This is a genomic window from Salinibacter altiplanensis (assembly GCF_002894645.1).
Taxonomy (GTDB): Bacteria; Bacteroidota; Rhodothermia; order Rhodothermales; family Salinibacteraceae; genus Salinibacter; species Salinibacter altiplanensis.
This window is the reverse complement of record NZ_NCQY01000030.1, coordinates 355,076-379,317: the sequence shown is the minus strand read 5'-3', so window position 1 is coordinate 379,317 and position 24,242 is coordinate 355,076. Positions and strand designations below refer to the sequence as shown.

Genomic DNA, 24,242 nt, shown 5'->3' with positions numbered 1-24,242 from the left:
GCGCCTCCCTGCGGCCGCACCGATCCTGTTCTGCGCATTCTTTCCGATCTCCCATGGAGAACCTGACGGTTGTCGACCATCCGCTTCTAAAGCGCGACCTGACCCTCCTGCGCCGGGAGGAGACGCCGCACGGCCAGTTTCGGAAGACGGTGTCCGACGCGGCGGCGATCCTCGCCTACGAGGCGATGCGAGACATCGAGCTGGAGGAGACGACCATCGAGACGCCCCTCGAACAAACGACCGGCTACGAAATTGCCGAGGAGGTGATGGTCGTGCCGATCATGCGGGCCGGGCTCGGGATGGTGGATGGGTTCGTGCGGTACGTGCCGGAGGCCCGGGTGGGCCATCTCGGCATGCAGCGCGACGAGGAGACCTATCGGCCCGTCGACTACTACAGCAACATCCCGTCGACCGTTGAGCGCGCCCATGTGTTCGTGGTGGACCCGATGCTGGCCACGGGGGGCAGTGCATCCTTTGCCCTCGACCACCTAAAGGAGGAGGGAGGACAGGAGTTCACCTTTGCGTGTCTCGTGGCGGCGCCCGAGGGGGTGCGGAAGCTCCGCGAAGAGCACCCGGACGTGCCGGTGGTGACGGCGGTGCTGGACCGGGAGTTGGACGACAATGCTTTTATTCGCCCCGGCTTGGGCGACGCGGGGGACCGAATCTTTGGAACGCGATCGTGACCGAGGGACGCTGACCGATGGGCCATCTCGCTTCATTTCCCCGATCCCTTTTTCTGCTCGCGGGTCTGTTGTGTCTCTGGGGGACCACGACGCCGGCCGCCGCCCAGGACGGGGCGATCGACGTCCCAGACCCGGTCCTGAGTGGAATTGAGTTTTCGGTCTCGGTGCCTGGAGACTCCTCGTTGGCTGCACGGGGGGCCCCGACGCTGCGGGTGGCGGGGTCCACGTTCTCGCTTTCGTACGACGCAGCCGAGGCGGCATGGACCGCGGACGGCGTCTCGGTCTCGTCGGGCGGGAGTGCCTCCGTCGAGGTCGTGGCGAACGACGCGGTGCTGCGCTCGACCACTACGAGAACCATTCCGGGCTGGCTCTCTATCTTGCCGCCCCTCTTGGCCATCGGGATGGCGCTGCTGTACCGGCGTGTGGTGCCGGCGCTGTTCTTTGGGATCTGGGTGGGCGCGGTCATCGCCATCGGCTTCACGCCGTGGGGCGTGTTCAAGGGCCTGCTGGACGGCTTTCAGGTCTACGTGTTGAACGCAATGGCCAGCTCCAGCCACGTGGCCATCATCCTGTTCTCCCTCATGATTGGGGGGATGGTGGGCATCATTTCCAAAAATGGGGGCACCCTCGGCATCGTGGAGCGCCTGACGGGATGGGCGCGCGACTCGAAGCGGGGACAGATCGTGACGGGGGTCCTGGGCATCAGCATTTTTTTCGACGACTACGCCAACACCCTGATTGTGGGCAACACCATGCGCCCGGTCACCGACCGGCTGCGCATCTCGCGTGAGAAGTTGGCCTACCTTGTGGACTCAACCGCGGCCCCCATCGCGACCCTTGCGTTTGTGACCACGTGGATCGGGTATCAGGTGGGCCTGCTGGGCACCGCCATCGAAAACATTGACGGGTTTTCCCAGGGGGCCTACTCGGTATTCCTCAGCTCACTGCCCTACAACTTTTACCCGTTCCTCGCGCTGTTTTTCGTCTTCCTGGTGGCCTACTCGGGGCTCGACTTCGGGCCGATGTACCAGGCGGAGAAGCGGGCCCGTGAGACGGGGGAGGTGCTGGGCAAGGAAGCAAAGGTCGACGAGGCGGCCTCGGAAGGGGAAGAGTTGCGCCCCCCCGATGGAACGCCGTTTCGCGCCGTCAACGCGGTCCTTCCGATCCTCGTGCTGGTGGGGGGCGTGCTCGGCGGGCTGTACGCAACGGGCGTTCAGGCCGCTGGGGTTGATGCCCCCTTGCGGGACATTATTGGGGAGGCAAACTCGTACACGGCCCTGATGTGGGGGTCGATCCTCGGGGTGTTGGTGGCGGCGGCGCTATCCATCGGGCAGGGCATCCTGAACGTGGAGCAGACCGTGGAGGCCTGGTACGAGGGGCTCAAGTCCATGCTGTTCGCAATGATTATTCTCGTGCTTGCGTGGGCCCTGTCCAACATCACCGAAGTGCTGCACACGGCCGACTATCTCGTGTCGGTCCTCGGTGAGTGGCTTCCGCCGGGGGGGGTGCCGGCGCTCATCTTCGTGCTCGCGGCCGCGACGGCCTTCGCGACGGGATCGAGCTGGGGCACCATGGGCATCCTCATGCCGCTGGTGGTTCCCCTGGTATGGGCAGTGCTCGCCCAGAATGGGATGGACAATTCAGCGCACTACCACATCCTGTATTCGTCGGTGTCGTGCGTGCTGGCCGGGTCGGTGTGGGGGGATCACTGTTCGCCCATCTCGGACACGACGATTCTTTCGTCGATGGCCAGTGGGTGTGATCACGTGGAGCACGTGCGCACGCAGCTGCCGTATGCGCTCAGCGTCGGCGCCGTGGCCATCCTCTTCGGCACGCTGCCCGTTGGCTTCGGGATGCCGTGGTGGCTCGGGCTTCTGCTCGGCATGGCGCTTCTGTACGGGTTCTTGAAAGGAGTGGGGACGCCGGTCGACACGGCCGAGCCCGCCGTGGAAGCCCCGGCGTAGGCGCACACCCGCCGTGCCGCACGCCATGCCGATCAACACGCACCTCTTCTGTTTTCTGTTCACCAATCAACGCACAACGCCATGTTTCTCGATGCCGACGACCGTCCCTGGGGCCGATGGGAGGAATACCTGAATGAGCCGGGATACCGCGTGAAACGCATCATCGTGCATCCGGGCCAGCGGCTCTCCCTGCAGAAGCACGAACTCCGAAAAGAGCACTGGGTCGTCGTTCGAGGGTCGGGCGTCTTTACCCGCAACGACGAGACCATTGCGGTGGCCGAGGGCGACACCTGTTTCATCGACGAGGGGGACGTGCACCGCATCGAGAACGATGGCGACGGGCCGCTGGTCTTTATCGAGACGCAGATGGGGCGCTGCGTGGAAGACGACATCATCCGGCTGGAGGACGACTACGGACGAGAGTAGGTCGGGAGGGATGAGAGCACCCACCGGGGACGGAGAGTTTGTGGGATTTCTGCTTTCGGGAGCCGTCGGGCCGGCACTTCCGCACGTACGGCTCTGTTAGACCCAGTGAGTACAGTCTTTTGGCAATCCCCTTCGTCCATGATACTGCCGATATACGTGTACGGCCACGACGCCCTCCGGGAGGAGACCGACCCCGTGGAAGAACACACGGAGGCGCTCCAGGAGCTCATCGACAACATGATTGAGACGATGCACAACGCCGCGGGCATCGGGCTGGCGGCACCGCAGGTGGGGCGCACCGAGCGCCTCTTCGTGGTGGACCTCACCCCGATGGCCGACGACATTGCGGAGGCGGGAGAGTCGCTTCCGCCCCAGCCAATGACCTTCATCAATCCCGAGATTGTGCAGGAGAGCGACGACACCGCGGAGATGGAGGAGGGCTGCCTGTCGATCCCGGAGGTGCGAGAGGCCGTGGCACGCCCCGAACGGATCCGGATGCGCTACCGGAACCGTGCGTTTGAGGAGCAGGAACTGGAGGCTGGGGGCATGCTGTCCCGAGTCCTGCAACACGAGCGGGACCATCTCGACGGCGTCCTCTTTACCGACTATCTCAGCAGCTTCCGCAAGCGGCTGCTCCGCCGCCCCCTTCGGGAAATGGTAAACGGGGAGGTGGAGGCCGACTATCCGCTCGTCACGAAGGACGACGACACCGTTCCGTCCCGGTAGCGTGGATTCCGCCGAAGGAGCAAGCGCCTCCGTTTGAGCCTGCCGCCGTAGACACGCGACATGACTGCCCGTCGGACGCTCTCGTATTCGGAGGTGGAGGCCGTTTACGATCGGATCGGGGCATGGCAGGACACCCAGGTGTTCTACGAGGCCCCGGCCTTCGATCTGCTCGTGTCCCGGGGGCACTTCGAAACCGCCCGGTCGGTGATGGAGGTTGGATGCGGCACCGGAAGGTTTGCCGAACGCCTCTTGTCGACCCATTGTCCATCGGCGGCGCGCTACGTGGGACACGACCTCAGCGAGACAATGGTGCGGATTGCCCGAACCCGACTCGCGTCGTTTGAGACCCGCGCAACGGTTCGCCGGACCGACGGACGCTTGTCGTTTGATGCCCCGGATGGGAGGTACGATCGCGTGGTGGCCACCTACCTGCTGGATCTCCTGTCACGAGATGATGCTCGAACATTCCTCGGGGAGGCGCATCGTCTCCTGCGGGACGACGGTCGGCTCTGCCTCGCGGGGCTTACGCGGGGGCGATCGCTGTTGCCCTGGTGCGTGAGCAGGTTGTGGAATGCCCTTCACCGGAGTCGCCCGGAGTGGGTCGGCGGGTGTCGGCCCCTTCGGCAGCGGACGCTTCTGGATGAGGCCCGCTGGGCCGTGCAGACCCACGCCACGGTGACGGGGTGGGGCGTGCCCTCGGAGGTGCTGGTCGCGACGCCTGCGTAGGCGAGCGCACGAGCCCTGTGGGGGATGGTTTTCTTGCACTGATGTCCGGACACAGCGTGGCCCTGCTCTCGGTCGACCGACTTTCCGTTACGCTCGACGGGCACACGATCCTGCGTGACGTGAGCTTCGAGGTCGCGGTCGGGCAGTGGGTCGGCGTCCTCGGGCCCAACGGCGCGGGCAAAACGACCCTTCTGCGGGCCATTGGCGGACACATTCCGTTTGGGGGGGAGATCCGACTCGCGGGCACGCCCATCGAGGCGATGGGCGCCCAGCAGCGAGCCCGGGCGCAGGCCTTCGTCCGCCAGGCACGGTCCCTCGCCTTCGACTTCACGGTCGAAGAGTTCGTGCTCCTTGGGCGGGCCCCGCACCGGGGCTGGCTGCAGTCCTACCGGAGCTCGGACCGCGAGCGCGTTCGAGAGGCCCTTGCCCGAGTGGATCTGAGCGGCTTTGCGGGCCGGTCGGTGCTCTCGCTGAGCGGAGGAGAGATGCAGCGTGTCTTCCTGGCGCAGGCCCTGGTACAGGGGGCGGACCTGCTGCTGCTGGACGAGCCGACCGCCCACCTAGACGTGCACTATCAGTTTTCGTTCATGGAGCAGGTGCGGGCCCAGGCGGAGGCCGGGCGGACGGTCCTCGCGGTGGGGCACGACCTGGAGCTCGCGGCCCGCTACGCCGATCGGCTGCTCCTGATTGCGGACGGCAAGCTGCGGGCCCAGGGCCCGCCGGCGTCGGTGCTGACGCCGGATCGCATCGCCTCGGTGTTCGGCATGCGGGTTGCGCTGGACCACCATCCGGACGGCACGCTCCGGATCGACTACGTGGGGCCTGTGCCGTCTGCCGACGGAAGCGAGGGGCCCGGGTAACTTCCCCCGGACGCTCCCGCTGCCCGGAGGCTCCTTGGAAACGCAAGCGGAGGTCAGCCGTGCCACGCCGTGGTCAATTGTTGCGCCCTGTTTTTCCGATCCACAGTCCCCCAATGAGCAAACGAATCTACACCCGGACCGGCGACGACGGAACCACGTCTCTCTTCGGGGGAGAACGGGTGGGCAAGGGCAATCCCCGCATCGACGCCTACGGCACGGTGGACGAGGCCAACTCCATCGTCGGGCTCGCTCGGGGGCATCTGGACGGCGAGCCGGGGCAGGAGACGCTCGATCCGGTGCTGGGGGACATTCAAGAAGAGCTGTTTGTGTTGGGCGCGGATCTGGCGACGCCCATGGACGCCAAGCCCGTCGTGGAGCGCATTGAGGAGGCTCACATCGAGGCCCTTGAGGATCGGATTGACCGGTTCGAGGCGGATCTGCCGGCCCTGAAGCGCTTTATCCTGCCCGGGGGAACCCCGGCCGGGGCGTCGCTCCACTCCGCCCGTACCGTGTGCCGCCGTGCGGAGCGCCGCAGCGTAGAGGCCAAAACCGCGACGCCCATCAACGAGCAGGTGATCATTTACCTCAACCGGCTGTCCGACCTCCTCTTCGTGCTGGCGCGGTGGGCCAACCGGGAGGCGGGGGTCCAGGAAGACACGTGGAGCCCCGATGGCCCCGACGCCAACGACGCATCGTCCGAGGCGGACACTGATTCGTAACTGCCCCATACGTTCCACTCATCTCACGGCGGACATCATGTCCTTCTCACTTGGGCCCCTGCGACTGCTGGCCGTGCTCCTGGTCGTGGCGGGCGGGGCGCTTGCCTGCCAAACAGGGGCGACCGCTCCGCCCCCAGAAAAGGAGGCGAATGGGTCAACGGCAACGTTTGAGGCCTCCGCGGACGGGTACGGCTTGCCCGCAGGCCGCTATCGGGTAGACCACAACCGCGTGGGCCGGGCGGAGACCTTCTCGGACGTGTTGGACGCACATGGGGTGGACTACCAGACCATCCTGAATCTCGCGGCGGCGGCCCGGCCTGAGTTCGACGTCTCGGATCTCCGGGCCGGGCGCCCGTATCGCGTCTACGTAAACCGCTGGCTCCAGCAGCCGCGGTATCTGGCGTACCAGATCGACGCGCTCCGGTACATTGTCTTTGACCTTCGGCATCCGGGCCGCACCCATGTGTCCACCCGGTCGGTTCGTCGCCGGTGGGCCACAGCCGCGGGGACGGTGGAGGGGTCACTGTATGAGAGTGTCGTGGAGAATGGGGGACATCCCCTCCTCGCCCTGCGGCTTTCGGAGGTGTTTGCCTGGCAGATCGACTTCTTCCGGCTGCGGGCGGGCGACTCGTTTCGCCTCGTCTACGAGGCCCGCTCGGTGGAGGGGGACGCGGTGCAGCCCGGAGACATCGTGGCGGCATGTGTGCGGCACCGAGGCGAGAACTACTACGCGTTCCGGTTCGAAGCGGGGACGGGCGATGCCGAGTACTTCAACCGCGCGGGACAGAGCCTCCGGCGTCAGCTCCTGAAGGCCCCGCTGCAGTATTCTCGCATCAGCTCGGGCTATACCAATCGCCGGTACCACCCGGTGCTGAAGGAATACCGCCCCCACCGTGGCGTCGACTACGCGGCCCCGCGCGGCACGCCGGTGCGGTCGGTGGGGGACGGGGTCGTGCAACGGGCCGGGTACAAGGGGCCGAACGGGAACTACGTCAAGATCCGCCACAACGGCACCTACACCTCCGGCTACCTCCACCTCTCGCAGATCGCTGTGACGTCCGGGGACCGTGTGCAACAGGGCGAGACCATCGGCTCTGTGGGGAGCACGGGCCGATCCACAGGGCCCCATCTCGACTACCGGCTCTGGAAGCACGGCACGCCCGTCAATCCGGTTACGCTGGAGCTGCCCCCCTCACAGCCCGTTCCGCTGCAGCATCGGGAGGCGTTTCGGGAGACCGTGCGGGCCCTTCTGCCGCGCCTCGACGGGACGACGGTGTTTGCCCGGGCGCCATCGGAGTCTGGCTCGCAGCGGAGAGCCCCACTGGACCTGTCAGGAGGCCCCCTGGCCAGTCGGTAGCCCCCACGAATTAGCCCCTCCCGAATGTCACGTTCCCTCCACAGCCGGCACATTGAGACGAACGGGCCACTGCTGCTCGTGCACGGCGGGGCCTGGGACATCCCGGACGGCGCGGTAGACGCACATCGTGAAGGGCTCCAGTCTGTGCTTGAGGAGTCTGTGCTTCGTGCTGAGGGGCCTCTCCACCAAAACGAGACGGACGCCCTAGCAGGGGTTGCGATGGCAACGAGGGCCCTGGAGGCCCACGGTGCCTTTAATGCCGGCTACGGAGCGATGTTGAATCAAGACGGACAGGCGGAGCTGGACGCCGGGATCATGAAGGGCACGACGCTGGACTACGGGGCTGTCATGGCCACGCGGCGTCTGAAACACCCGGTCGACGTGGCCTGTCGGGTGCTGGAGGACGGAGAAGGGCGCGTGCGAATGTTGGCGGGGGAGGGCGCGGAGCGGTTTGCGGAGTCCATGGGGATAGACCTCGTCCCGAACGAGGCGCTGGTCCATCCGCGTGAGCGGCAGCGCTACGAACGGACTCGAACGCAGGCGGGGTCGAATCATCCGAGCCAGTCGTTTCGCTCGGGGGACGCCGACCTTCGAGGTGGTGATACCGTGGGGGCGGTGATGCGGGACGCCTCGGGCGCGCTCGCGGCCGCGACGTCTACCGGGGGCACGCCCTTCAAGCCCCCGGGGCGTGTGGGCGACTCGCCGCTGCCGGGCGCCGGCTTTTACGCCGATGCCCACGTGGCGGTCAGTGCAACAGGGTGGGGGGAGGCCATCGCGGCCGTGGGGCTGGCCCGAAGCGTGCGGGAGCGTGTCCGGAGAGGCGACACCGTGGAGACGGCGGCGCGCACGGCCCTCTCGCGCATGCACGAGTGCGTCACCTCTCCGGATGGAACGGGGGCCACGGGCGGCTGCATTGCGGTCACGCCCGAAGACGCTGCGGTTGCGTTCACGACGCCCCGAATGGCACGAGGGCAGTGGACGGACGCAGGAACTACCCGTCATTCCGTCCAGCGGGATTCCCCCCGTTCAGAACTGCAGTGAGGTCCCGGCGCGCCAGTGTCGACCGGCGGCGGGCTCGTAGAATCGCCCCCCGAAGGCATTCACGACGACGTCGTTGTAGCGCACGTCGAACGCGTTGTTGAGGGCGAGGAAGGGCGTAAGCGTTGCCCCGCCCCCGATCCCGATTCCGGGGTGACTGAGGCGCATGTCCACGGTGGTGTATCCGTCGTTCGTGGCCGTATTTTGAGTGTCGCCGTACTGTTCGCTCACGCTTCGCACGGAGGCGGAGGCGTGGGCGAGGGCCGTTCGGGCTCGAAGGGTGCCGGCAAACCGGTGCGACGGCACGCCAGGGAGCTGATTGCCCTCAAGGCGTGTCGTAGAGTTGTCCGCCGCCACAGTGCCTTCCGTAAACTCGGCGTCCACGAAGGAGTGGCTGGCCTGCACGGACACGGGACCGGGGGGCTGCCAGCGAACCGAGATCTCGGCCCCCCGGTGCCGTGCAGCCCCTTGATTGCGGTAGGCCGTCGTCTCGTCCGGCAGCTCGAAGGGGACGAGCACGTCGTCCACGTCCTGGTAGAAGAGGGCCAGGTCGTACGAGAGGTGCTGTGCGGGCCAGGTGCCCGTTGCGCCTCCCTCGATGCCCACCACAGACTCGGCGTCCAGGTCGTTAAAGCCGCCTTCTCCGTCGGGGCGATTGCTCAGTTCGGTCGTGGTGGGGGCTTCCAGACCGGTACTCAGGTTCGCAAACAGGCGTGCGGGGCCTGTTTCGTACGAGAGCCCCAGCGCAGGGCTGAGGGTGCGGAAGGCCTGTGTGCCATCGTCGCTTCCGAGCCGATCGTCCGCCTCGAACTGGAGACGATCGTAGCGCAGGCCTGCGTCCACCTGAAGGCGGCCCAGGGGAACAGAAAGGCGGCCGAAGAGGGCCTCGTTGTCGACCGTCTCGAGTTGATCAATCAACAGACGGTCTGGGGCCCCGTTGGCACTCGTGAATTCGCGTCGGTCGTCGTGCTGCAGCTTTCCCGAGAGGCCTACGCCCCACCGGAGAGACGGGGTTTCGTCTTCGAGGGTCAACCGCACCCCACCCGCTCGGCGGTGCAGGTCGATGACGTTGAAGGGGATGGGATTGCGAAGGTCACGCAAGAGCCCGTACACGGTGGCGTTCACCGTGCCGGCGCCCGTGTCGTCGTAGTACGTCGCCCCAAGTTGGCCCTGCGTCACGTCCTTTCCTACATCAAAGTCCAGAATGGCCGGGCGGGCCTGGCCGGGGGACGACTGGGCCGCCGTCTTCGACAGAGAGCCGGGCGACTGGGCCTGCGGCATGTGCTGCAAGGCCCCAACTATGCGCACGCCCCGGTCCTCGCCCAGTGAGACGTTTCCGGTCCCCCCGGACCGCAGGAGGCGTGTCTCGCTGTGTTGGCGAAAGCCGTCCTGGGCAAGGTAGGACGAGTAGACGCTCAGTTGATGGGCACCGAGGTCCGGAGTCACCTGCACGTCGGTCTTCGAGAGCCCGTAGGAGCCAACGGTTTCCTTGAGCCGCACCGTATGCGCGGAGGCTCGGGGAGGGCGGGTGGAGAGGGACAAGACGCCCCCACTCGCGTTGCCCCAGAAGGTGGAGGCCGGCCCCCGTACCAGCTCCAGCGAACGGACGAAGGACGGGTCGATGATGTGCACCACCGACTGGCCGTCCGCCGTCGTGAGCGGAATGCCGTCGAGGAGCATCTGAATCCCACGCACCCCGAACTGGGCCCGCCACCCGAGTCCTCGAATCGTGATGCGGTCGCCCAAGGCGAAGTGCGTGCGGCTCTGGACCGAGAGGCCCGGAAGTCCCGCGGACACCTGCTCCAGCGACAGTGAGGGGGTGCTGTTGAGGGCTTGATCGGGTCGGGTCCGTGTGGCGGCGGAGAAGGAGGGGGCCTCGTTCGCGATTCGGAACGGAGTGGCCGTCACCTCAACCGGGGCCATCTCCACCTGCATGGCGACGGACGTGTCCGGGGGCGCCTGAGCGTGGCTGGGAGAGTGGTGCAGCAGGCATCCGACGAGGAGCGCGAGCCCAATCCCATACAGGAGAGCGACGCGCACCGACGAAAACGACATAATTCTCAAACGAATGGCGGAGAAATGCAAACGGACAGGGGGATACTCAGTGACAATGCAGGCCTCCAAAAGGGGCAACTCAGACGTCTGGCAGTGGGAACGCCCCTCTCAAGGGACCCGAGCACTGCGGCCTACCACCCAACCCGAGGCGCGGTAGAGTCAACAGGTGGGCTGAGGGGGTCCTGGGCCACGGCCGCAGGAGACGACATCTCGTCCAGCTGTCGGATCTCAACGCCCGTGTAGTAGAACGACAGAATCTCGCGGTAGCTTTTGCCCTGCTCGGCCATCGCGTGGGCGCCCCACTGGTTGAGGCCGACGCCGTGCCCGTGGCCTCGTCCAGAAAACACGTACTCCGGACCATCCCGACGAGCATCGAACCATGTGCTCTTCAGGGAGACGCCATCCACCCGCTCGTTTACGACCGACCGGAAGGTGCCTGCCTCCATCGCCGCCTCGCTGTCGTTCGAGAAGAGAACCCTGATGGTCGCTCGTCGGCCGTTCGAGGTGCGGTCGCCGAGCAGGAATCCGTCGACGGAGGTGCCGTGATGCAACGAGAGTGCCCGCAGAAGGGCCCGTCGGTTCACACGCGTTGTCCAGCGGTGCTTGGGCGAGCCCTGGTCGTACGGGTCCTTTTTGCCCCGCAGGTACGGAAGGGAGGGACTGTCCGTCCAGATGTCCTCGTTGTCGGCGGTGTGGCCCCCACTCGACGAGAAATAGACCGATTGAATCGGCGCTCCGTCGTAGGTCAAGACTTGGCCCCGCGTTTCCTGGGCTGCCCGGCGGGCAGGTTCGGTAATGACCGCGTCCCCCCGGTATACCTGCGAGGCTGTGCCGTCAACGTGGTCGTAGTCCTCGTCGAAGTGCTTGCTGGAGAAGAGCGCGTAGGTCCGGGCCACGACCGCCATGGCCCGGGTGCCCGCCCGGTCGCCGAGCCCATACTCCGCGGCGACGACGCTCGCCACGTAGTCCTGCAGGGGCACCCGGTTGACCAATTGAAGGCCCGCGCCGGAGTCGGCGGGGCGAAGGGTGAGGCGGCCCGTGTACGTACGGGTGGACCCGGAGGGCAGTGTGAGCGTCCAGATGCCCCCATTCGACGGCGCGAGCCGCAGCGATCGGGCGTACAGGTTGGCTTCTTCATGCCGGGCGTGCACGTCTCCCTGGCGGCGCCCCAGCGTCATGGTTTCGTCGGGAGACAGGCGGAGGATTGGGGGATCGCCGCTGGACAGGCGTACTGAGAGCGGGTGCCGCTTTGGGGTGAGGCGAGCAGACTCGACATCGGTCCCGTGGTGGAGCCGCACCTGTACCCAGTCCGCACTGTCGGGGGGCGATTGTGCGGAAGCCGACAGCGGGGCCCCGGCTCCAAGCAGAACCACGGCGAGCACCCGCTCAGGAAGGCCCCAGACGCCTGGACGGAGAATCTGGGAAATTTGCGCCAACGCGTTTACAGTATGAGGCCTTCGGTTCATGTTCTAACGCGCACCGTGAACTTGATTGTCGCCGATGCTCCTACGGTGCAAAATGGGGACTTCGTTCCCGGGGTATCGGCGGGGTCATTTCGTCCAGTCTCCTTCTCGCCTGCGGTTGTCTCCTCAGCTCATGATTATCGATACGCACGCGCACCTGTACCTCGACCAGTTCGATGACGACCGGGACGCGGTCCTGCGTCGCGCCTGGGGCGCCGAGGTCGACGTGATCGTAATGCCGGCCATCGACGTTCCCTCCATTCGGCAGGCCGTAGACCTGTGTGAGAGTCACGACGGGCTCTATGCCATGGCGGGCCTACACCCCTCGGAGACCGAAACGGCCACCGAGGACGATTTTGAGGCGGTCGTGGAGTGGTGTGCACATCCGAGTGTGGTGGCGGTGGGGGAGAGCGGGCTCGACTACTACTGGGACCGTTCGTTCGACGACCGCCAGAAGCGCTTCTTCCGGAAGCACATCCGCCTCGCCATTGAGGCCGACCTGCCCCTCGTCATTCATAACCGCGAGGCCGCGGCGGACATTCTCGCCATTCTCGAAGAGGAGTACGTACGGGCTGACGTGCCGGAGAAGATGCGCGGGATTCTTCACTGCTACGTCGACCCGCCCAGGGTGGCCGAGCGGGCGTGGAACTTGGGCTTCTACCTCGGGGTGGGGGGCATCATGACGTTTTCGAACAGTGACGTGGACCAGTATGTGAAGGACGTTCCGCTCGATCACATCGTCGTGGAGACCGACAGTCCGTACCTGGCCCCGGAGCCCAACCGGGGGGATCGGAACGAGCCGGCCTACGTGCGCCATGTCGTGGAGCGGCTTGCAGACATCAAGGGCCTTCCGTTGGAGACAGTCGCCAAGATCACGACCCAGAATGCCCGTGCCATTTACGAGCTTGACGGCACGCGGTGACGGCTGGGGAGTAAGCGTGGGCGGCCACTCGGGCCACAAAAAACGCCCCGACCGGAACAAGCCGATCGGGGCGTTTGGAAGGCCGCGGGCCGTTCGTGAGTGACCCCGCGGGGCGATGTAGAGGAACGCGGATGGAGGTGAGTTCTACACCGTGCGTCCAGGGGATTGGCGACTACTCGTCGTCGCCCTCGTCGACCACCTCGTAGTCGGCGTCTTGGACCTCCTCCTCGTCGTCGGTGTCTGTGGCACCGTTTTCGGGGGACGGTCCACCCGCAGGGCCGCCGGCAGGGCCTTCAGCCCCGGGGCCGGCCGCACCGGCGCCTGCACCTGCACCGGCCGCAGCGCCCTGCTGGGCCTGCTGCTGTTGCGCCTCGCGAATCTCTTCGCCGGCGGCGGACCATGCCGCGTTGAGCTCGTCAAGGGCGTCCTCGAGCGCGGTGACGTCTTCATCGGCGCTGGCCGTCTCGAGCTCCTCGTTGAGCGCATCGAGGGCGTCCTGGAGGGAGGACCGCTTGTCCTCCGGGATCTTGTCGCCGTACTCCTCGAGGCCCTGCTCCACGGAGTAGGCCATGGAATTCGCCTCGTTGATCGTGTCGGCGCGCTCCTTGCGCCGCTCGTCTTCCTCGGCGTGCTGCTCGGCCTCCTCCTTCATCTTTTCAATCTCCTCGTCGGAGAGGCCGCTGTTCGCCTCCACGCGGATGGACTGTTCCTTGCCGGTGTCCTTGTCCTCGGCGGACACGTTGAGGATGCCGTCCGCGTTGATGTCGAACGTGACCTCAATCTGTGGCGTGCCGCGCGGGGCCGGTGGAATGCCGTCCAGGTGGAAGCGGCCGAGCGTGCGGTTGTCCTTGGCCATCTCGCGATCGCCCTGCAGGACGTGCACCTCCACGGAGGTCTGGTTGTCGGCGGCGGTGGAGAAGACCTCGCCCTCCTTCGTCGGAATCGTGGTGTTCTCCTCGATCAGCGTTGTCATCACGCCCCCGAGCGTCTCGATGCCGAGGTTGAGCGGGGTCACGTCCAGTAGCAGCACGTCGTCCACGTCGCCACTCAGCACACCGCCCTGCACGGCCGCGCCGAGGGACACCACCTCGTCCGGGTTCACGGACTTGTTGGCCTTCTTGCCAAAGAAGTCTTCGACGGTTTCCTGGACGAGCGGGACGCGCGTGGATCCACCGACCAGGATGACCTCGTCAACGTCGCTCTTGGAGTGTCCCGCGTCGTCGAGGGCCTTCTCCATCTGCGGGACCGTCTTCTCGACGAGGTCCCCGATCAGGTTCTCGAAGGTGGCCCGGTTGAGGTCCATGTTGAGGTGCTGGGGCCCCTCGTCCGTGGCCGTGATGAACGGCAGGTTGATTGTTGTCGTCTTGGCGCTCGACAGCTCGATCTTGGCCTCCTCAGCGGCCTCCTTCAGGCGCTGCAGGGCCATCGGGTCGTCGCGAAGGTCGATGCCCGTGTCCTGTTCGAACTCGTCGGCGATGTGGTCGATGAGGCGCTTGTCGAAGTTGTCGCCCCCGAGGTGCGTGTCCCCGTACGTGGCGTTCACTTCGAAGACCCCGTCGCCGAGCTCCAGAATGGAGACGTCGAAGGTCCCACCGCCGAGGTCATACACGGCGACCACCTGGTCGCTCTCGTCGTCGAGGCCATAGGCGAGAGAGGCGGCGGTCGGCTCGTTGATGATGCGCTGCACGTTCAGGCCCGCAATTTCGCCGGCCTCCTGCGTGGCCTTCCGCTGTGCGTCGTTGAAGTACGCCGGCACAGTGATCACTGCGTCGGTGACCTCCTGGCCCAGGTACTCCTCGGCCGTCTGCTTTAGCTTCTGCAGCACCACGGCCGAGATTTCCTGCGGGGTGTACTTTCGGTCGTCGATCTGGACGCGCGCGGTGTCGTTTTCCCCGCGGACGATCTCGTACGGCACCTCTTCGATCTCGTCCTCAACCTCATTGTAGAAGCGGCCCATAAACCGCTTGATCGAGGACACGGTGTTTTCGGGGTTCGTGATGGCCTGGCGCTTCGCGGGAGCCCCCACGAGGCGCTCGCCGTCGTCTTTGTAGGCCACAACAGACGGCGTGGTGCGCGCTCCTTCTGCGTTCTCGATGACGTCCGGGTCGTCCCCTTCCATCACTGCCACGACGGAGTTCGTCGTGCCAAGGTCGATTCCAATGACTTTGCCCATGAGTGCGTGCGTGTTGGTTCGGGTCAGCTCGAAAGTCGAAGGCGCGTTGGCGTCAGGGAGCAGCCATCCTTCGGCGTTCCTTGACTCTACATCGCCACAGGCGTCCAGCTCCAAAAACGATGCCGTCCCGAAAAGTGCCGGGGTGGGTCCGCCAGAATGACAGGGCGGCAGGACCGGCTGGGGCAATCCGCGCTGGCGGGGCGTCAACATTGGCACTGCGTCCCCCCACACACTGAAAAGTTTGCAGGCGTGCGGGCATGGTCTTTGGAACTGCAACCGTGTCCCCACTTGCCCGTGCAAATTTTTGCCAATATCGCTGAGGGCCTGAGATATTCCAGCGACTCGTGCTTACCCTGAGACCATCATGTACACCTCTACAGCCCTCCGCTACATTCCAAACCTCCTGACGGTCGGCCGGATTTTGGTGACCCCGCTGCTGCTTCTGTTCCTGTCGATTCCGAGCAAGGCCGGCCAGATGAGTGCGGTTGTGCTCTTCGTCCTGGCCTCCCTGACGGACTACTACGACGGGGTGCTGGCCCGCCGGCTTGGCGTGCGCTCCCGGCTCGGGCAGTACCTCGACCCCCTGGCGGACAAGGTGCTCATTCTCGGGACCTTCATCGCTCTTGCACTTGAGGCGCCTGATCTCGTGCCGTGGTGGGCGGTCGTGGCCATCGCCCTCCGCGACCTGGTCGTCACGGGCGTCCGGTCGTGGGTCGAGGCCTCCGGCGAGACGCTTCATACCTACCGTGTGGCGAAGGGGAAGACGATGCTGCAGGCGGCCTTCCTGTTCGGTGTGCTCACGCTCCGGGCGGCCACGCACTTCGCGCCCCCGCTTCGGGAGGCGGCCCGGTGGGTGCTGTACGATAGCGGGGCGCCCGGACTGGCCCTGACGGTCGTTGTGGGCTTCACGCTAGCGACGGGGGCGCTCTACGTGGTGGCCCCGGTGGAAGAAAAAGTAGACTTGGAGTAGGCTCACCTCCTGTGCTCGACTGATTCCTGTCGTCCGTTATGCCGACTTCCCAAAGCCCTTTTGTGTTGCCATCGGCCGACCGGGCCCGTTCGCTCGCGGAGGCCCTGCTGAGCATCGACGCGGTTTCGCTCCGCCCACACGATCCGTTCACGTGGTCCTCGGGCCTCGTGGCCCCCATCTACTGCGACAACCGGCGGACCCTTGCGCACCCGTCCGTTCGTCACGCGATTGCGGATGGGTTCGCGGAGACGGTCGCGGATCACGACTGGGCGCCGCTCACCGTTGGGGGAACGGCCACCGCCGGCATTCCCCATGCGGCGTGGCTGGCCGACCGGCTCGGCGCGCCGATGGCGTACGTGCGCGCCTCGGCCAAGGGACATGGGCAGGGGCAGCGCATTGAAGGGGCACGGTTGGGGGCGGGCGATGCGGTGGTTGTGGTGGAAGATCTCATCTCGACGGGCCGGTCCGCGCTGGACGCGGTGGCGGCCGTCCGCGAGACCGGAGCCACGGTTCCGGCCGTGCTGGCGATCTTCTCCTACGGGCTGGACGCCGCCGTCACGGCGTTTCGGGAGGCCGGCGTGCCCTGCCACGTGCTGACGACGTTTCCCATGCTTCTGGACGTGGCGCGCCGTCAGCATTCGCTCTCGGACGACGCACAGGCGCTTCTCAACGACTGGCAGGCCGACCCCGAAGCCTGGTCCGACGAACACGGGGACTGAACCATCCCGCAACGGCCCTGCACGCTGACAACGGGTCCCGCCAAGACGCAGACGTCGTTTCGTTCCGATATCCTCTGGGTTCTTCTTCCCTGTATCGATGAAGGCACAGCTCCTAACCATTGGCGACGAACTGTTGATTGGGCAGACCCCCAATACCAATGCCACATGGCTGGGGGAGCAGCTCAGCCAGCTCGGCGTCCGGATGACCCGGACGGTCACCGTCGGGGATGACCGCGAAGACATCTTTCGGGAGCTGGACCGGGCGTACGAGGCGGCCCGCCTCGTCGTTTGCACCGGGGGGCTCGGTCCCACCCATGACGACCGCACACGGGCGGTCGTGGGCGATTACTTCGGCGCCCCCCTCCAGACCGACCCGGATCTCCTTGCGCGTGTGCGAGACTACTACGACCGGCGGAACCGGGACGTGCCGTCGTCCGCCTCGTCCCTCGCCGAACGGCCGGAGGGGTTCGAGGCCCTTGCCAATCCGGTGGGGGCGGCCGTGGGGCTGTGGCACGAGGCCCCGGACGGGCGCCTGATCGTGCTGCTGCCCGGAATCCCGGAAGAGATGACCGCCATCTTTGAGGCCTCGGTCCAACCGCGCCTTGAGCAGGAGCCCGGCGTGGGCGAGGTCCGTCACCGGACGCTCGTGACGGCGGGGATTGGGGAGACGGCGCTGCAGGAGAACCTGGGAGACCTGTCTGGCGTGCTGGGAGACGACGTGACCCTGGCCTACCTGCCCTCCACGAGCGGCGTGCGCGTGCGCCTGTCGGCCAGCGCCGAGAAGGCCACGGCGACGTCTCGTCTCGACGAGATAGAGGCGACAATCCGGGACCGGGCGGGCGACTGTGTCATCGGCACCGGTGACGTCACGCTTGAACAAGCACTGGGCGACACCCTGCGGGCCCACGACGCCACGATCGCCAGTGCGGAGAGCGCCACGGGCGGCCTCATTGGGCACCGGCTGACGGGCGTATCTGGGTCGTCCGACTATTATCTGGGAAGTGTCGTTGCCTACGCCAACTCCGTGAAGCAGGCGACCCTCGATGTCGAGGAAGCGGCGATCCGTGAGCACGGCGCCGTGAGCGAAGCGGTCGCGCTCCAGATGGCGGAGGGGGTTCGGGAGGCCCTGGGCACCACGGTGGGGATATCGACGACCGGGATTGCGGGGCCGACGGGGGGCACGCCGGACAAGCCCGTGGGGACTGTGTGGGTCGGGCATGCCGACGCGTCCGGACGACAGGCGCGGCGCCACCAGTTCGTGGAAGACCGTACGCTGAACAAGGAGCTGTTCGCGTCCGCGGCCCTGGAGCAAGCGCGCCGGGAGCTGTCGGCGTAGGCGGAATACGACAGGCCGCCGATCGGTCCTGCCGGTCTGCCCGACGGGAACGCCTCGACCGAGTGTGGCTAGCAACGCGTACCGCTATAGGAAGTCCCAATTCGAGACACTCTTTCGCCCATTCCTTTCTGTGCGTATGCAAGCTGTTCGTGTCCCTGAGCCCGGCGACCCGTCCGCGATGATGATCGGCGAGGTGCCGACTCCCGTTCCCGAGGCCGACGACGTCCGGGTCCGCGTGCACGCCACGGCCCTCAACCGTGCCGATACGTTCCAGCGCCGTGGCCACTACGATCCACCGGAAGGGGCGTCCAACATTTTGGGCCTTGAGATGGCCGGGGTGGTTGAAGAGACCGGGCCCGGTGTGGTCGACTGGCAGGAGGGAGATCGCGTGTTTGGCCTGCTGGCCGGGGGCGGATACGCCGAGCAGGTCGTCGTCCACAAAGACTTGCTGATGGCGGTGCCGCCGGGTCTCTCCATGCGAGAGGCGGCGGCCCTCCCGGAGGTCTTTCTCACGGCGTATCAGGCCCTGCACTGGCTGGGGGGACTGCAGGAGGACCACGATGTGCTCGTTCATGCCGGCGCCAGTGGGGTAGGAACCGCTGCCATTCAGCTTGCGCGAGCGGCCGGTGCACGTCCCTTCATTACCGCCTCGGCCCCGAAGCACGAGCTCTGCCGCGATCTAGGGGCGGCAGCCACCATTGACTATGAGTCAGAGGACTTCGCCGCCCGGATCGACGCGCTTACGGGAGGAGAAGGGGTGAACATCATCCTTGACTTCATCGGCGCCCCGTACTTCCTGCCAAACGTGGAGGCCCTGACGATGGATGGCCGCATCGTTCTGCTTGCAACCCTGGGCGGCAGCACAGTCGAGGACGTGAGCCTGCGCGATCTGATGGCCAAACGCGTTCAGCTCTTGACGTCCACGCTTCGCGACCGGAGCCTCGACTACAAGGTGCAGCTTACTCGTGAATTTGCGGCGGAGGCAGTGCCGAAATTCGTGGATGGACCGCTCCGCCCGGTGATCGACTCGACCTACGACTGGACCGAGGTCGCCGATGCCCACCGACGCATGGAGAACAATGAGAACGCCGGCAAGATCGTCCTGCAGGTGATCTCGTAGGCCAATGTACGACCGCCCCGAATCCTCGACTGAGAATTCGGGGCGCAACGGGAGAACCGGCCGACATGTCGTCGCCTACGTCAGGCTCGCGTCGAGGGTGATCTCCGTGCCCGCGAGGGCCTTCGAGACCGGGCAGCCTTCCTTGGCCGCCGCGGCGTGCTCCTCAAACGTGTCTGCGTCGAGGCTCGGCACGGACGCCTCGGTCGTCAGATGGATGTCGGTAATGGTGGGGGCCTCCTCGACCATCTGAAGCGTCACGTCCGCGGTGGTGTTGACCGATTCGGGCTCGTGCCCGGCCTCCGCCAGCACGTTAGACAGGGCCATCGAGTAGCAGCCTGCGTGGGCGGCCGCAATCAGTTCTTCGGGGTTGGAGCCGTCTCCGTCTTCGAACCGGGAGTGGAACGAGTATGCCCCCTGGTAGGCCCCGCTTCCAAGCTGCATGGTGCCACTGCCGTCGGGGAGGTCTCCAGTCCAGGTTGCGTCCGCAGAACGAGTAGGCATAGTTGGAAGTGAAAATTTGTGGATGGGGGAATGCAAGCGCTGGCTGTCCAAACGAACGTTGCTCTGTACGTTCCTCTCGGGGCCCCGGTTTGCAAAAAAACACATTCGCGTTACTCCACTGAGTCGGTCTCCGTGGGGTCGCCAGTGCCGTTGAGTTCGTCGAGGTGAACGTCCATCTGGGGATACGGAATGCCGATCTCGGCCTCGTCCAGTTTGTGCTTCACCTGCCGGGTCAGCTCTTGTTTGAGACGGAAGTAGTCATCGGGGGTGGCCCAGATGCGCACCTGCCAGTTGATGGACGAGCCGCCCAGCGCGGTGAGGGCGGCCTGCTCCCCCTTCTCCGTCACGCGGTCCTCCACATTTCGGGCGGCCTCCAGCAGCACGTCGCGAGTGGCGTCGAGGTCCGCCGGGTAGTCGGTGCCCACGTCACAGTCCACCCGGACGACATCGTGGGCAAAAATGTTGCGGATGGTAGAGCCGAAGATGTCGCCGTTTGGGACGATGACGAGGCGGTTGTCTCGGGTCGTCAGTCGGGTGAAGAAGAGAGAGATGTCCCGCACGAAGCCGGTTTCGCCGGCAATCTCCACGTAGTCGTCCACCTTGAACGGCCGAAAGATCAGCAGCATGATGCCCGCGGCAAAGTTGGCGAGGGTTCCCTGCAGCGCCAGGCCCACCGCGAAGCTAGCGGCGGCCAGGACGGCGACGAAGCTCGCGGTTTCGATGCCGACTGTCTCTAGGCCGGCGAAGATGGCCAGCAGGAAGATGGCGTAGTACGCAAAGTTGCTGGCAAACTTCGTCAGGGTCGTATCGACCTTCGGCCTGTCGAGGCCCCCTCGGATCAGGGTGCGGGCCCACCGTGCCACGTACCGGCCCGCGGCGAGAATGAGGACGAAGGCCAGGATGCGCAGCACGTAGGAGCCGAGCACCTGAATCGTCTCGGCGTTCAGATACGCTTGGGACTGGGAGAGAAGCTCGTTCATGGCGGAGGGGGGCGATGACTGACGGAAGGGAAAGGCACCCCAAACGTATCGAGAAACGAAAAAAAGTGCCAATTCCGACGAGGAATTATCAGGAAGCCGGAGATCCGTTTTCAGAACCCGCCCCCGACGGGGCAGAAGAGGCACCGGGGTGGCCCAGGATGCGCGCAAGAAATCGACGGAGCAACGCGGCGGTAACGTCGAACGGGGGCTCGCCGCGCGTGATGCCGACGACGGTTCCGTCCGGTTCCATCTGTAGCTTATACGTGAAAAGGTACTCGCCATCGTCGGTGAGGCCGACGTCATTGCGTCCGAATCGAAGGTCATGGATGTGCAGCGCCCCGTCGGCGGCCCGGCGCACAATGAAGTAGCCCTGTGAGAACCGCCGCACCCTCTTCACGATGGGATTGTCCCATTGGTCGCCCAGGAGGTCATGTCGCTTGGGAACGGACCGAAAGTCCACGGAGGCGTCCGGGTCGAGCAGCGAGTAGGCCCCGACGTAATATCCACTGTCGGTCTCCGCGATGCCCTGCCAGAGAAGGTTGTTGAAGGGCGTGGGCGTCGTGAAGACGCGCTCGGGAGGAGAGTCCGAAAGGGCCTCGTTGAAGATCCCCGTTACGTGTGCCTTGTTGACGACCGTGAAGAGAAGATAGGCGGAGCTCAGGGCAAGGCCGGCGTAGTTTGCCCAGCGCCGTGCCGACGCCATGGCGGTCCCCCGGAGGGCCACCAGCAGCCCCGTTGCCAGTGGGACGGTATACAGGGGGTCCACAATGAAAACGGACCCGTGGAGCACAGGGTAGTTGCTGAAGGGCCAGAAGACCTGGGTCCCGTAGGTCGTAAGGCAGTCGAGCCCCACGTGTGTCCCGAGCGTGAGAACGACCAGCGCGCCCCACCGGCCCACGGACACCGGGATGTCGCGGTGAAACCGCCGGAGCCCGTACGCGGCACAGACCCCGACCAAGGCGATAAACATCAGCGAATGCGTGACGCTCCGGTGCATCGTAAGCGCCTGAATGTCCGTCAGAAACGGATTGGCGAGCACGTCGAGGTCGGGCAGGAGGCCAAAAGCTGCGCCCCACAGCGGTGCTTTCAGGTCGGCCTCCCGACCCGCCGTGGCCTCGCCCACCGCGGCGCCTAGGGTGATCTGGGTGACTGAGTCCATAGGGGCACAATGGTTGTTCGGCGTGAAAGAGGAACGTCACAAAGGACCTTCTGTACGGCGCCTCTGGGCCGTTGACTTGGGCTCGCCGTAGTGTTTGCACATCCGTTATGAGGTCGCCATGCCCGACCGTTATCGTTGTCGCGTCGAAGAGGCCGTCGTCTCCCCCGAAAAGAAGGAGGTGCTGGAGGGGCTCGTGCGCAAGCTGTTCGAGCGGCGGCACCACGGCCTCATCGGGGGACGAGAGAAAGACTGGCTAACGGTCGAGCTTGTCCAGTCCTTGCGGGCGGAGAGTGAAGTGTACCGGGAGGAACTGAGCACGAAAACCAGCGGGCCGCTTCCGTTTGCCCTTGGCTACTTCCAGGTCCGTGAAGGCCAACTGACGCTGGTCAGTGACGAGGTGCCCGCCAACGTCGCCCCCGAGACGTTCGTGCGGTTCCTGAGCGAGTTTTTACAACCGGGCGCACAGCTCTGGTTTGCGAGCGAAGAGGGAGAGCAAGGATGGAAAATCGAAGACACAGGGGAAATCGCCCGTGTGGCTGACGGGACCGACGCCACGTCGGGTCAGGCGGCCGCCGAGGAATCTGTAGGGGCCAGCAGTTGAAGGAGGCGCGGCACAGCGTCCTGCGCCGACAAGTTTTCGAGGGCGTTCTGGTCTTCCGGCAGAAGCGTAACGGTGCGGTGCCGGCTCCCCGGGTCGTCGCCCAGGTGCTCCCGCACCCGGACCCCCACGCAAGAGCCGTCGTGGGCAACCAGGCCGGTAGCCGTGTTGGGCCGGTTCGGAAAGGGCGTTCCGTCGGGCAGGGCCTCCTCCACAGTGTACAGGGCCGCCCGGGCGGCCTCGAGGGTCGGCGCGTCCAGCCGCGTGAACAGATCAACGGCCAGTTCCCGGTGAAAATCCACCTCCACGCGGCTCATGGTGGGATTCATGGGCGTCCAGTCGAGGCCAATCGTCCCGCATCCCTCGGTCAGGTCCGCAACGGCGTCGAGAAGCGCAGGGAAGCGTTCGTCGAAGGCCGCCTTCAGCTGCGCGTACCCCTGCATCTCGCCACGCATGTCGGGGCGTTGACGCATGCCCTCGGCCGCCTCGGCGGAGGCCTGCCGAAGCCACTGCCGAATCTCTTCGGTTTGCATGAGCCGTTCGCTGGCGGCCTTTACCGAGGTAGAAAGGACCGGGGCAAGCAGGGCGTTCCAGTCCTTCTGAGAGCGGGAGGGAGGCATTGGGAGAAGCGTGGGGTCTGGAACCGTCAGGCGGCAGTACGGACGAACACGCAGGAACAAAAGAGGGTGTTCTGTGTCAAAGATATGCTAGTCTTTCCCCAAATGCCATCGGATGCATATTGTGCCTGACCGACCCGCGACGTCCCGGCAGCCGAAGACGATGCCGCTTGACGAGCTTTCCGAGCACCTTCAGCTCTCGAAGCAAACCCTGGTTCGTTGGACCGATCGCCACCTGATCGATGCAGACCTGTACTGGTCCCTCTCCGACGCCAACGAGGAGATTCGGATGATTGACCTCACGGACGAGACCCTTGATTTTCTTGAGGACTTCGCTGCCGACTACCGGGAGGATGTCGTGAGCCGGACTGAGGCCCGGCGGATTCTCAAGCAGATTGATCGGAAGAAGATTAAAAAGCTAATCCGGGCCGGAGACGTCGAGGACGTCGAGGTTGACGAGGAGACGCGTGTCGTCGTGGGGAGCCTTGAGGACTATCTGATGCGGCGAGAACGCGTAGAGGAGGAAGGAGAAGACGACGAGTAGAGCCGCCTCTATGCCTCGTCAGAGAGCATCGCTTCGAGGGTCGGACGCATCTTCTCGGTGGGAAAGATCCCAACGACGCGCTTCGTGACCTGGCCGTCGGGGGTCACGAGAACTGTGGTGGGGAGCCCGGGAATGGGACCCAGCTCTGCCTCGGCGGCCCCCGATTTGTCCACGACGAGCGGATAATTGATGTCCAGTTTCCGGGCGAACGGCTCCACCACCTCCCGCCCCTTGCGATCCAGGGCAACCCCGATGACGGTGAGGTCGTCCAGGTCTGTGTGCAGGCGCTTGAGATCCGGGATTTCTTCCCGGCACGGGGCGCACCAGGTGGCCCAGAAGTTGATGAGGAGCACCTGCCCGTCCTGAGCAGCGAGGTCAATCTCGGTCCCGTCGAGCGTCCTCAGCGTGAGGCCGGGCACCGGCTCGGGCCCTACGTCCCGTACCTTCCCGGGAAGGGGGCCGCCCGGTTCGGATACGGATGATGATGGCTGATCGGACGGCTGGGTCGTGTCGTCTTCCCCACACGCGCCAAGCAGAAGGAGTAGGCTGGCGATGCAGGCAACGGTCGAAAGGCGACGCATGGGAT

General features: G+C 65.6%; 24 protein-coding genes. 16 read left to right on the top strand and 8 right to left on the bottom strand.

Features of this window, described 5'->3' with window-relative positions; all coding sequences use genetic code 11:
* The first annotated feature begins 53 nt into the window (after positions 1–53).
* From upp to B7R93_RS13620, 9 genes are all read left to right on the top strand, one after another.
* The gene (upp, locus tag B7R93_RS13660) at positions 54–683 is read left to right on the top strand and encodes a uracil phosphoribosyltransferase (RefSeq protein WP_103021297.1); all 630 of its coding nucleotides are present in this window, start codon (positions 54–56) and stop codon (positions 681–683) included.
* Between the two features lie 17 nt (positions 684–700).
* The gene (locus tag B7R93_RS13655; protein ID WP_103021296.1) at positions 701–2,647 is read left to right on the top strand and encodes a Na+/H+ antiporter NhaC family protein; all 1,947 of its coding nucleotides are present in this window, start codon (positions 701–703) and stop codon (positions 2,645–2,647) included.
* Between the two features lie 81 nt (positions 2,648–2,728).
* The gene (locus tag B7R93_RS13650; RefSeq protein ID WP_103021295.1) at positions 2,729–3,073 is read left to right on the top strand and encodes a phosphomannose isomerase type II C-terminal cupin domain; all 345 of its coding nucleotides are present in this window, start codon (positions 2,729–2,731) and stop codon (positions 3,071–3,073) included.
* Between the two features lie 138 nt (positions 3,074–3,211).
* Positions 3,212–3,799 carry a peptide deformylase gene (gene def / locus B7R93_RS13645; protein WP_103021294.1) on the top strand — a complete coding sequence of 196 codons (588 nt, stop codon included), beginning with the start codon at positions 3,212–3,214 and terminating at the stop codon, positions 3,797–3,799.
* A 60-nt stretch (positions 3,800–3,859) separates the two neighbouring features.
* A complete protein-coding gene (locus B7R93_RS13640) occupies positions 3,860–4,525 on the top strand; it encodes a class I SAM-dependent methyltransferase (RefSeq protein WP_103021293.1) in 666 nt (221 codons plus the stop codon).
* 41 nt (positions 4,526–4,566) lie between these two features.
* Positions 4,567–5,385: an ABC transporter ATP-binding protein gene (locus tag B7R93_RS13635; RefSeq protein ID WP_198598681.1), complete on the top strand. Its 819-nt coding sequence runs from the start codon at positions 4,567–4,569 to the stop codon at positions 5,383–5,385.
* A gap of 113 nt (positions 5,386–5,498) precedes the next feature.
* Complete coding sequence (locus B7R93_RS13630) at positions 5,499–6,104, top strand: cob(I)yrinic acid a,c-diamide adenosyltransferase (protein ID WP_103021292.1); 606 nt, start codon at positions 5,499–5,501, stop codon at positions 6,102–6,104.
* Positions 6,105–6,141: 37 nt separating this feature from the next.
* Positions 6,142–7,461 (top strand): peptidoglycan DD-metalloendopeptidase family protein, encoded by a 1,320-nt coding sequence (locus B7R93_RS13625; protein ID WP_103021291.1) that lies wholly within the window; start codon positions 6,142–6,144, stop codon positions 7,459–7,461.
* Between the two features lie 24 nt (positions 7,462–7,485).
* Positions 7,486–8,502, top strand: a complete 1,017-nt coding sequence (locus B7R93_RS13620) for an isoaspartyl peptidase/L-asparaginase family protein (RefSeq protein ID WP_103021290.1) — start codon at positions 7,486–7,488, stop codon at positions 8,500–8,502.
* Here the strand turns inward: B7R93_RS13620 and B7R93_RS13615 are convergent.
* Together B7R93_RS13615 and B7R93_RS13610 are read right to left on the bottom strand one after the other, a co-directional pair.
* The gene (locus B7R93_RS13615; protein WP_103021289.1) at positions 8,488–10,554 is read right to left on the bottom strand and encodes a TonB-dependent receptor family protein; all 2,067 of its coding nucleotides are present in this window, start codon (positions 10,552–10,554) and stop codon (positions 8,488–8,490) included. The two genes, B7R93_RS13620 and B7R93_RS13615, sit on opposite strands and share 15 nt — an antisense overlap.
* Positions 10,555–10,685: 131 nt before the next feature.
* Positions 10,686–11,990, bottom strand: a complete 1,305-nt coding sequence (locus B7R93_RS13610) for a SpoIID/LytB domain-containing protein (RefSeq protein ID WP_232798454.1) — start codon at positions 11,988–11,990, stop codon at positions 10,686–10,688.
* 160 nt (positions 11,991–12,150) lie between these two features.
* Here B7R93_RS13610 and B7R93_RS13605 point away from each other — a divergent pair, with 160 nt between their 5' ends.
* Positions 12,151–12,939, top strand: a complete 789-nt coding sequence (locus tag B7R93_RS13605; protein WP_103021288.1) for a TatD family hydrolase — start codon at positions 12,151–12,153, stop codon at positions 12,937–12,939.
* 172 nt (positions 12,940–13,111) lie between these two features.
* Here B7R93_RS13605 and dnaK read toward each other — a convergent pair whose 3' ends face one another.
* Complete coding sequence (dnaK, locus tag B7R93_RS13600) at positions 13,112–15,112, bottom strand: molecular chaperone DnaK (protein WP_103021287.1); 2,001 nt, start codon at positions 15,110–15,112, stop codon at positions 13,112–13,114.
* A gap of 364 nt (positions 15,113–15,476) precedes the next feature.
* Here dnaK and pgsA point away from each other — a divergent pair, with 364 nt between their 5' ends.
* The 4 genes from pgsA (at position 15,477) to B7R93_RS13580 (ending at position 19,257) form a co-directional block, all read left to right on the top strand.
* Positions 15,477–16,082 carry a CDP-diacylglycerol--glycerol-3-phosphate 3-phosphatidyltransferase gene (pgsA, locus tag B7R93_RS13595; RefSeq protein ID WP_103021286.1) on the top strand — a complete coding sequence of 202 codons (606 nt, stop codon included), beginning with the start codon at positions 15,477–15,479 and terminating at the stop codon, positions 16,080–16,082.
* A 38-nt stretch (positions 16,083–16,120) separates the two neighbouring features.
* Positions 16,121–16,801, top strand: a complete 681-nt coding sequence (gene pyrE / locus B7R93_RS13590; protein WP_103021285.1) for an orotate phosphoribosyltransferase — start codon at positions 16,121–16,123, stop codon at positions 16,799–16,801.
* A gap of 97 nt (positions 16,802–16,898) precedes the next feature.
* Positions 16,899–18,137, top strand: coding sequence for a competence/damage-inducible protein A (locus B7R93_RS13585; protein ID WP_103021284.1), 1,239 nt, complete (start codon positions 16,899–16,901; stop codon positions 18,135–18,137).
* 136 nt (positions 18,138–18,273) lie between these two features.
* The gene (locus tag B7R93_RS13580) at positions 18,274–19,257 is read left to right on the top strand and encodes an NAD(P)H-quinone oxidoreductase (protein WP_103021283.1); all 984 of its coding nucleotides are present in this window, start codon (positions 18,274–18,276) and stop codon (positions 19,255–19,257) included.
* Positions 19,258–19,332: 75 nt separating this feature from the next.
* On the opposite strand, the gene B7R93_RS13575 is transcribed toward B7R93_RS13580, so the two are convergent.
* The 3 genes from B7R93_RS13575 to B7R93_RS13565 form a co-directional block, all read right to left on the bottom strand.
* Positions 19,333–19,758: an OsmC family protein gene (locus tag B7R93_RS13575; RefSeq protein WP_103021282.1), complete on the bottom strand. Its 426-nt coding sequence runs from the start codon at positions 19,756–19,758 to the stop codon at positions 19,333–19,335.
* A gap of 110 nt (positions 19,759–19,868) precedes the next feature.
* Positions 19,869–20,738, bottom strand: a complete 870-nt coding sequence (locus B7R93_RS13570; protein ID WP_232798453.1) for a mechanosensitive ion channel family protein — start codon at positions 20,736–20,738, stop codon at positions 19,869–19,871.
* A gap of 88 nt (positions 20,739–20,826) precedes the next feature.
* Positions 20,827–21,897, bottom strand: a complete 1,071-nt coding sequence (locus tag B7R93_RS13565; RefSeq protein ID WP_103021280.1) for a metal-dependent hydrolase — start codon at positions 21,895–21,897, stop codon at positions 20,827–20,829.
* Positions 21,898–22,015: 118 nt separating this feature from the next.
* Here B7R93_RS13565 and B7R93_RS13560 point away from each other — a divergent pair, with 118 nt between their 5' ends.
* Positions 22,016–22,498, top strand: coding sequence for a hypothetical protein (locus B7R93_RS13560; protein WP_198598680.1), 483 nt, complete (start codon positions 22,016–22,018; stop codon positions 22,496–22,498).
* Here the strand turns inward: B7R93_RS13560 and B7R93_RS13555 are convergent.
* Positions 22,459–23,115, bottom strand: a complete 657-nt coding sequence (locus tag B7R93_RS13555; RefSeq protein ID WP_103021279.1) for a hypothetical protein — start codon at positions 23,113–23,115, stop codon at positions 22,459–22,461. The genes B7R93_RS13560 and B7R93_RS13555 overlap by 40 nt on opposite strands.
* Before the next feature lie 121 nt (positions 23,116–23,236).
* On the opposite strand from B7R93_RS13555, the gene B7R93_RS13550 reads away from it, so the two are divergent.
* Complete coding sequence (locus B7R93_RS13550) at positions 23,237–23,656, top strand: hypothetical protein (RefSeq protein WP_157942307.1); 420 nt, start codon at positions 23,237–23,239, stop codon at positions 23,654–23,656.
* An 8-nt stretch (positions 23,657–23,664) separates the two neighbouring features.
* Here the strand turns inward: B7R93_RS13550 and B7R93_RS13545 are convergent, their stop codons facing one another.
* Entirely contained in the window at positions 23,665–24,237 is a 573-nt protein-coding gene (locus B7R93_RS13545; RefSeq protein WP_103021277.1) for a TlpA family protein disulfide reductase, read from the bottom strand.
* Positions 24,238–24,242 lie beyond the last annotated feature (5 nt).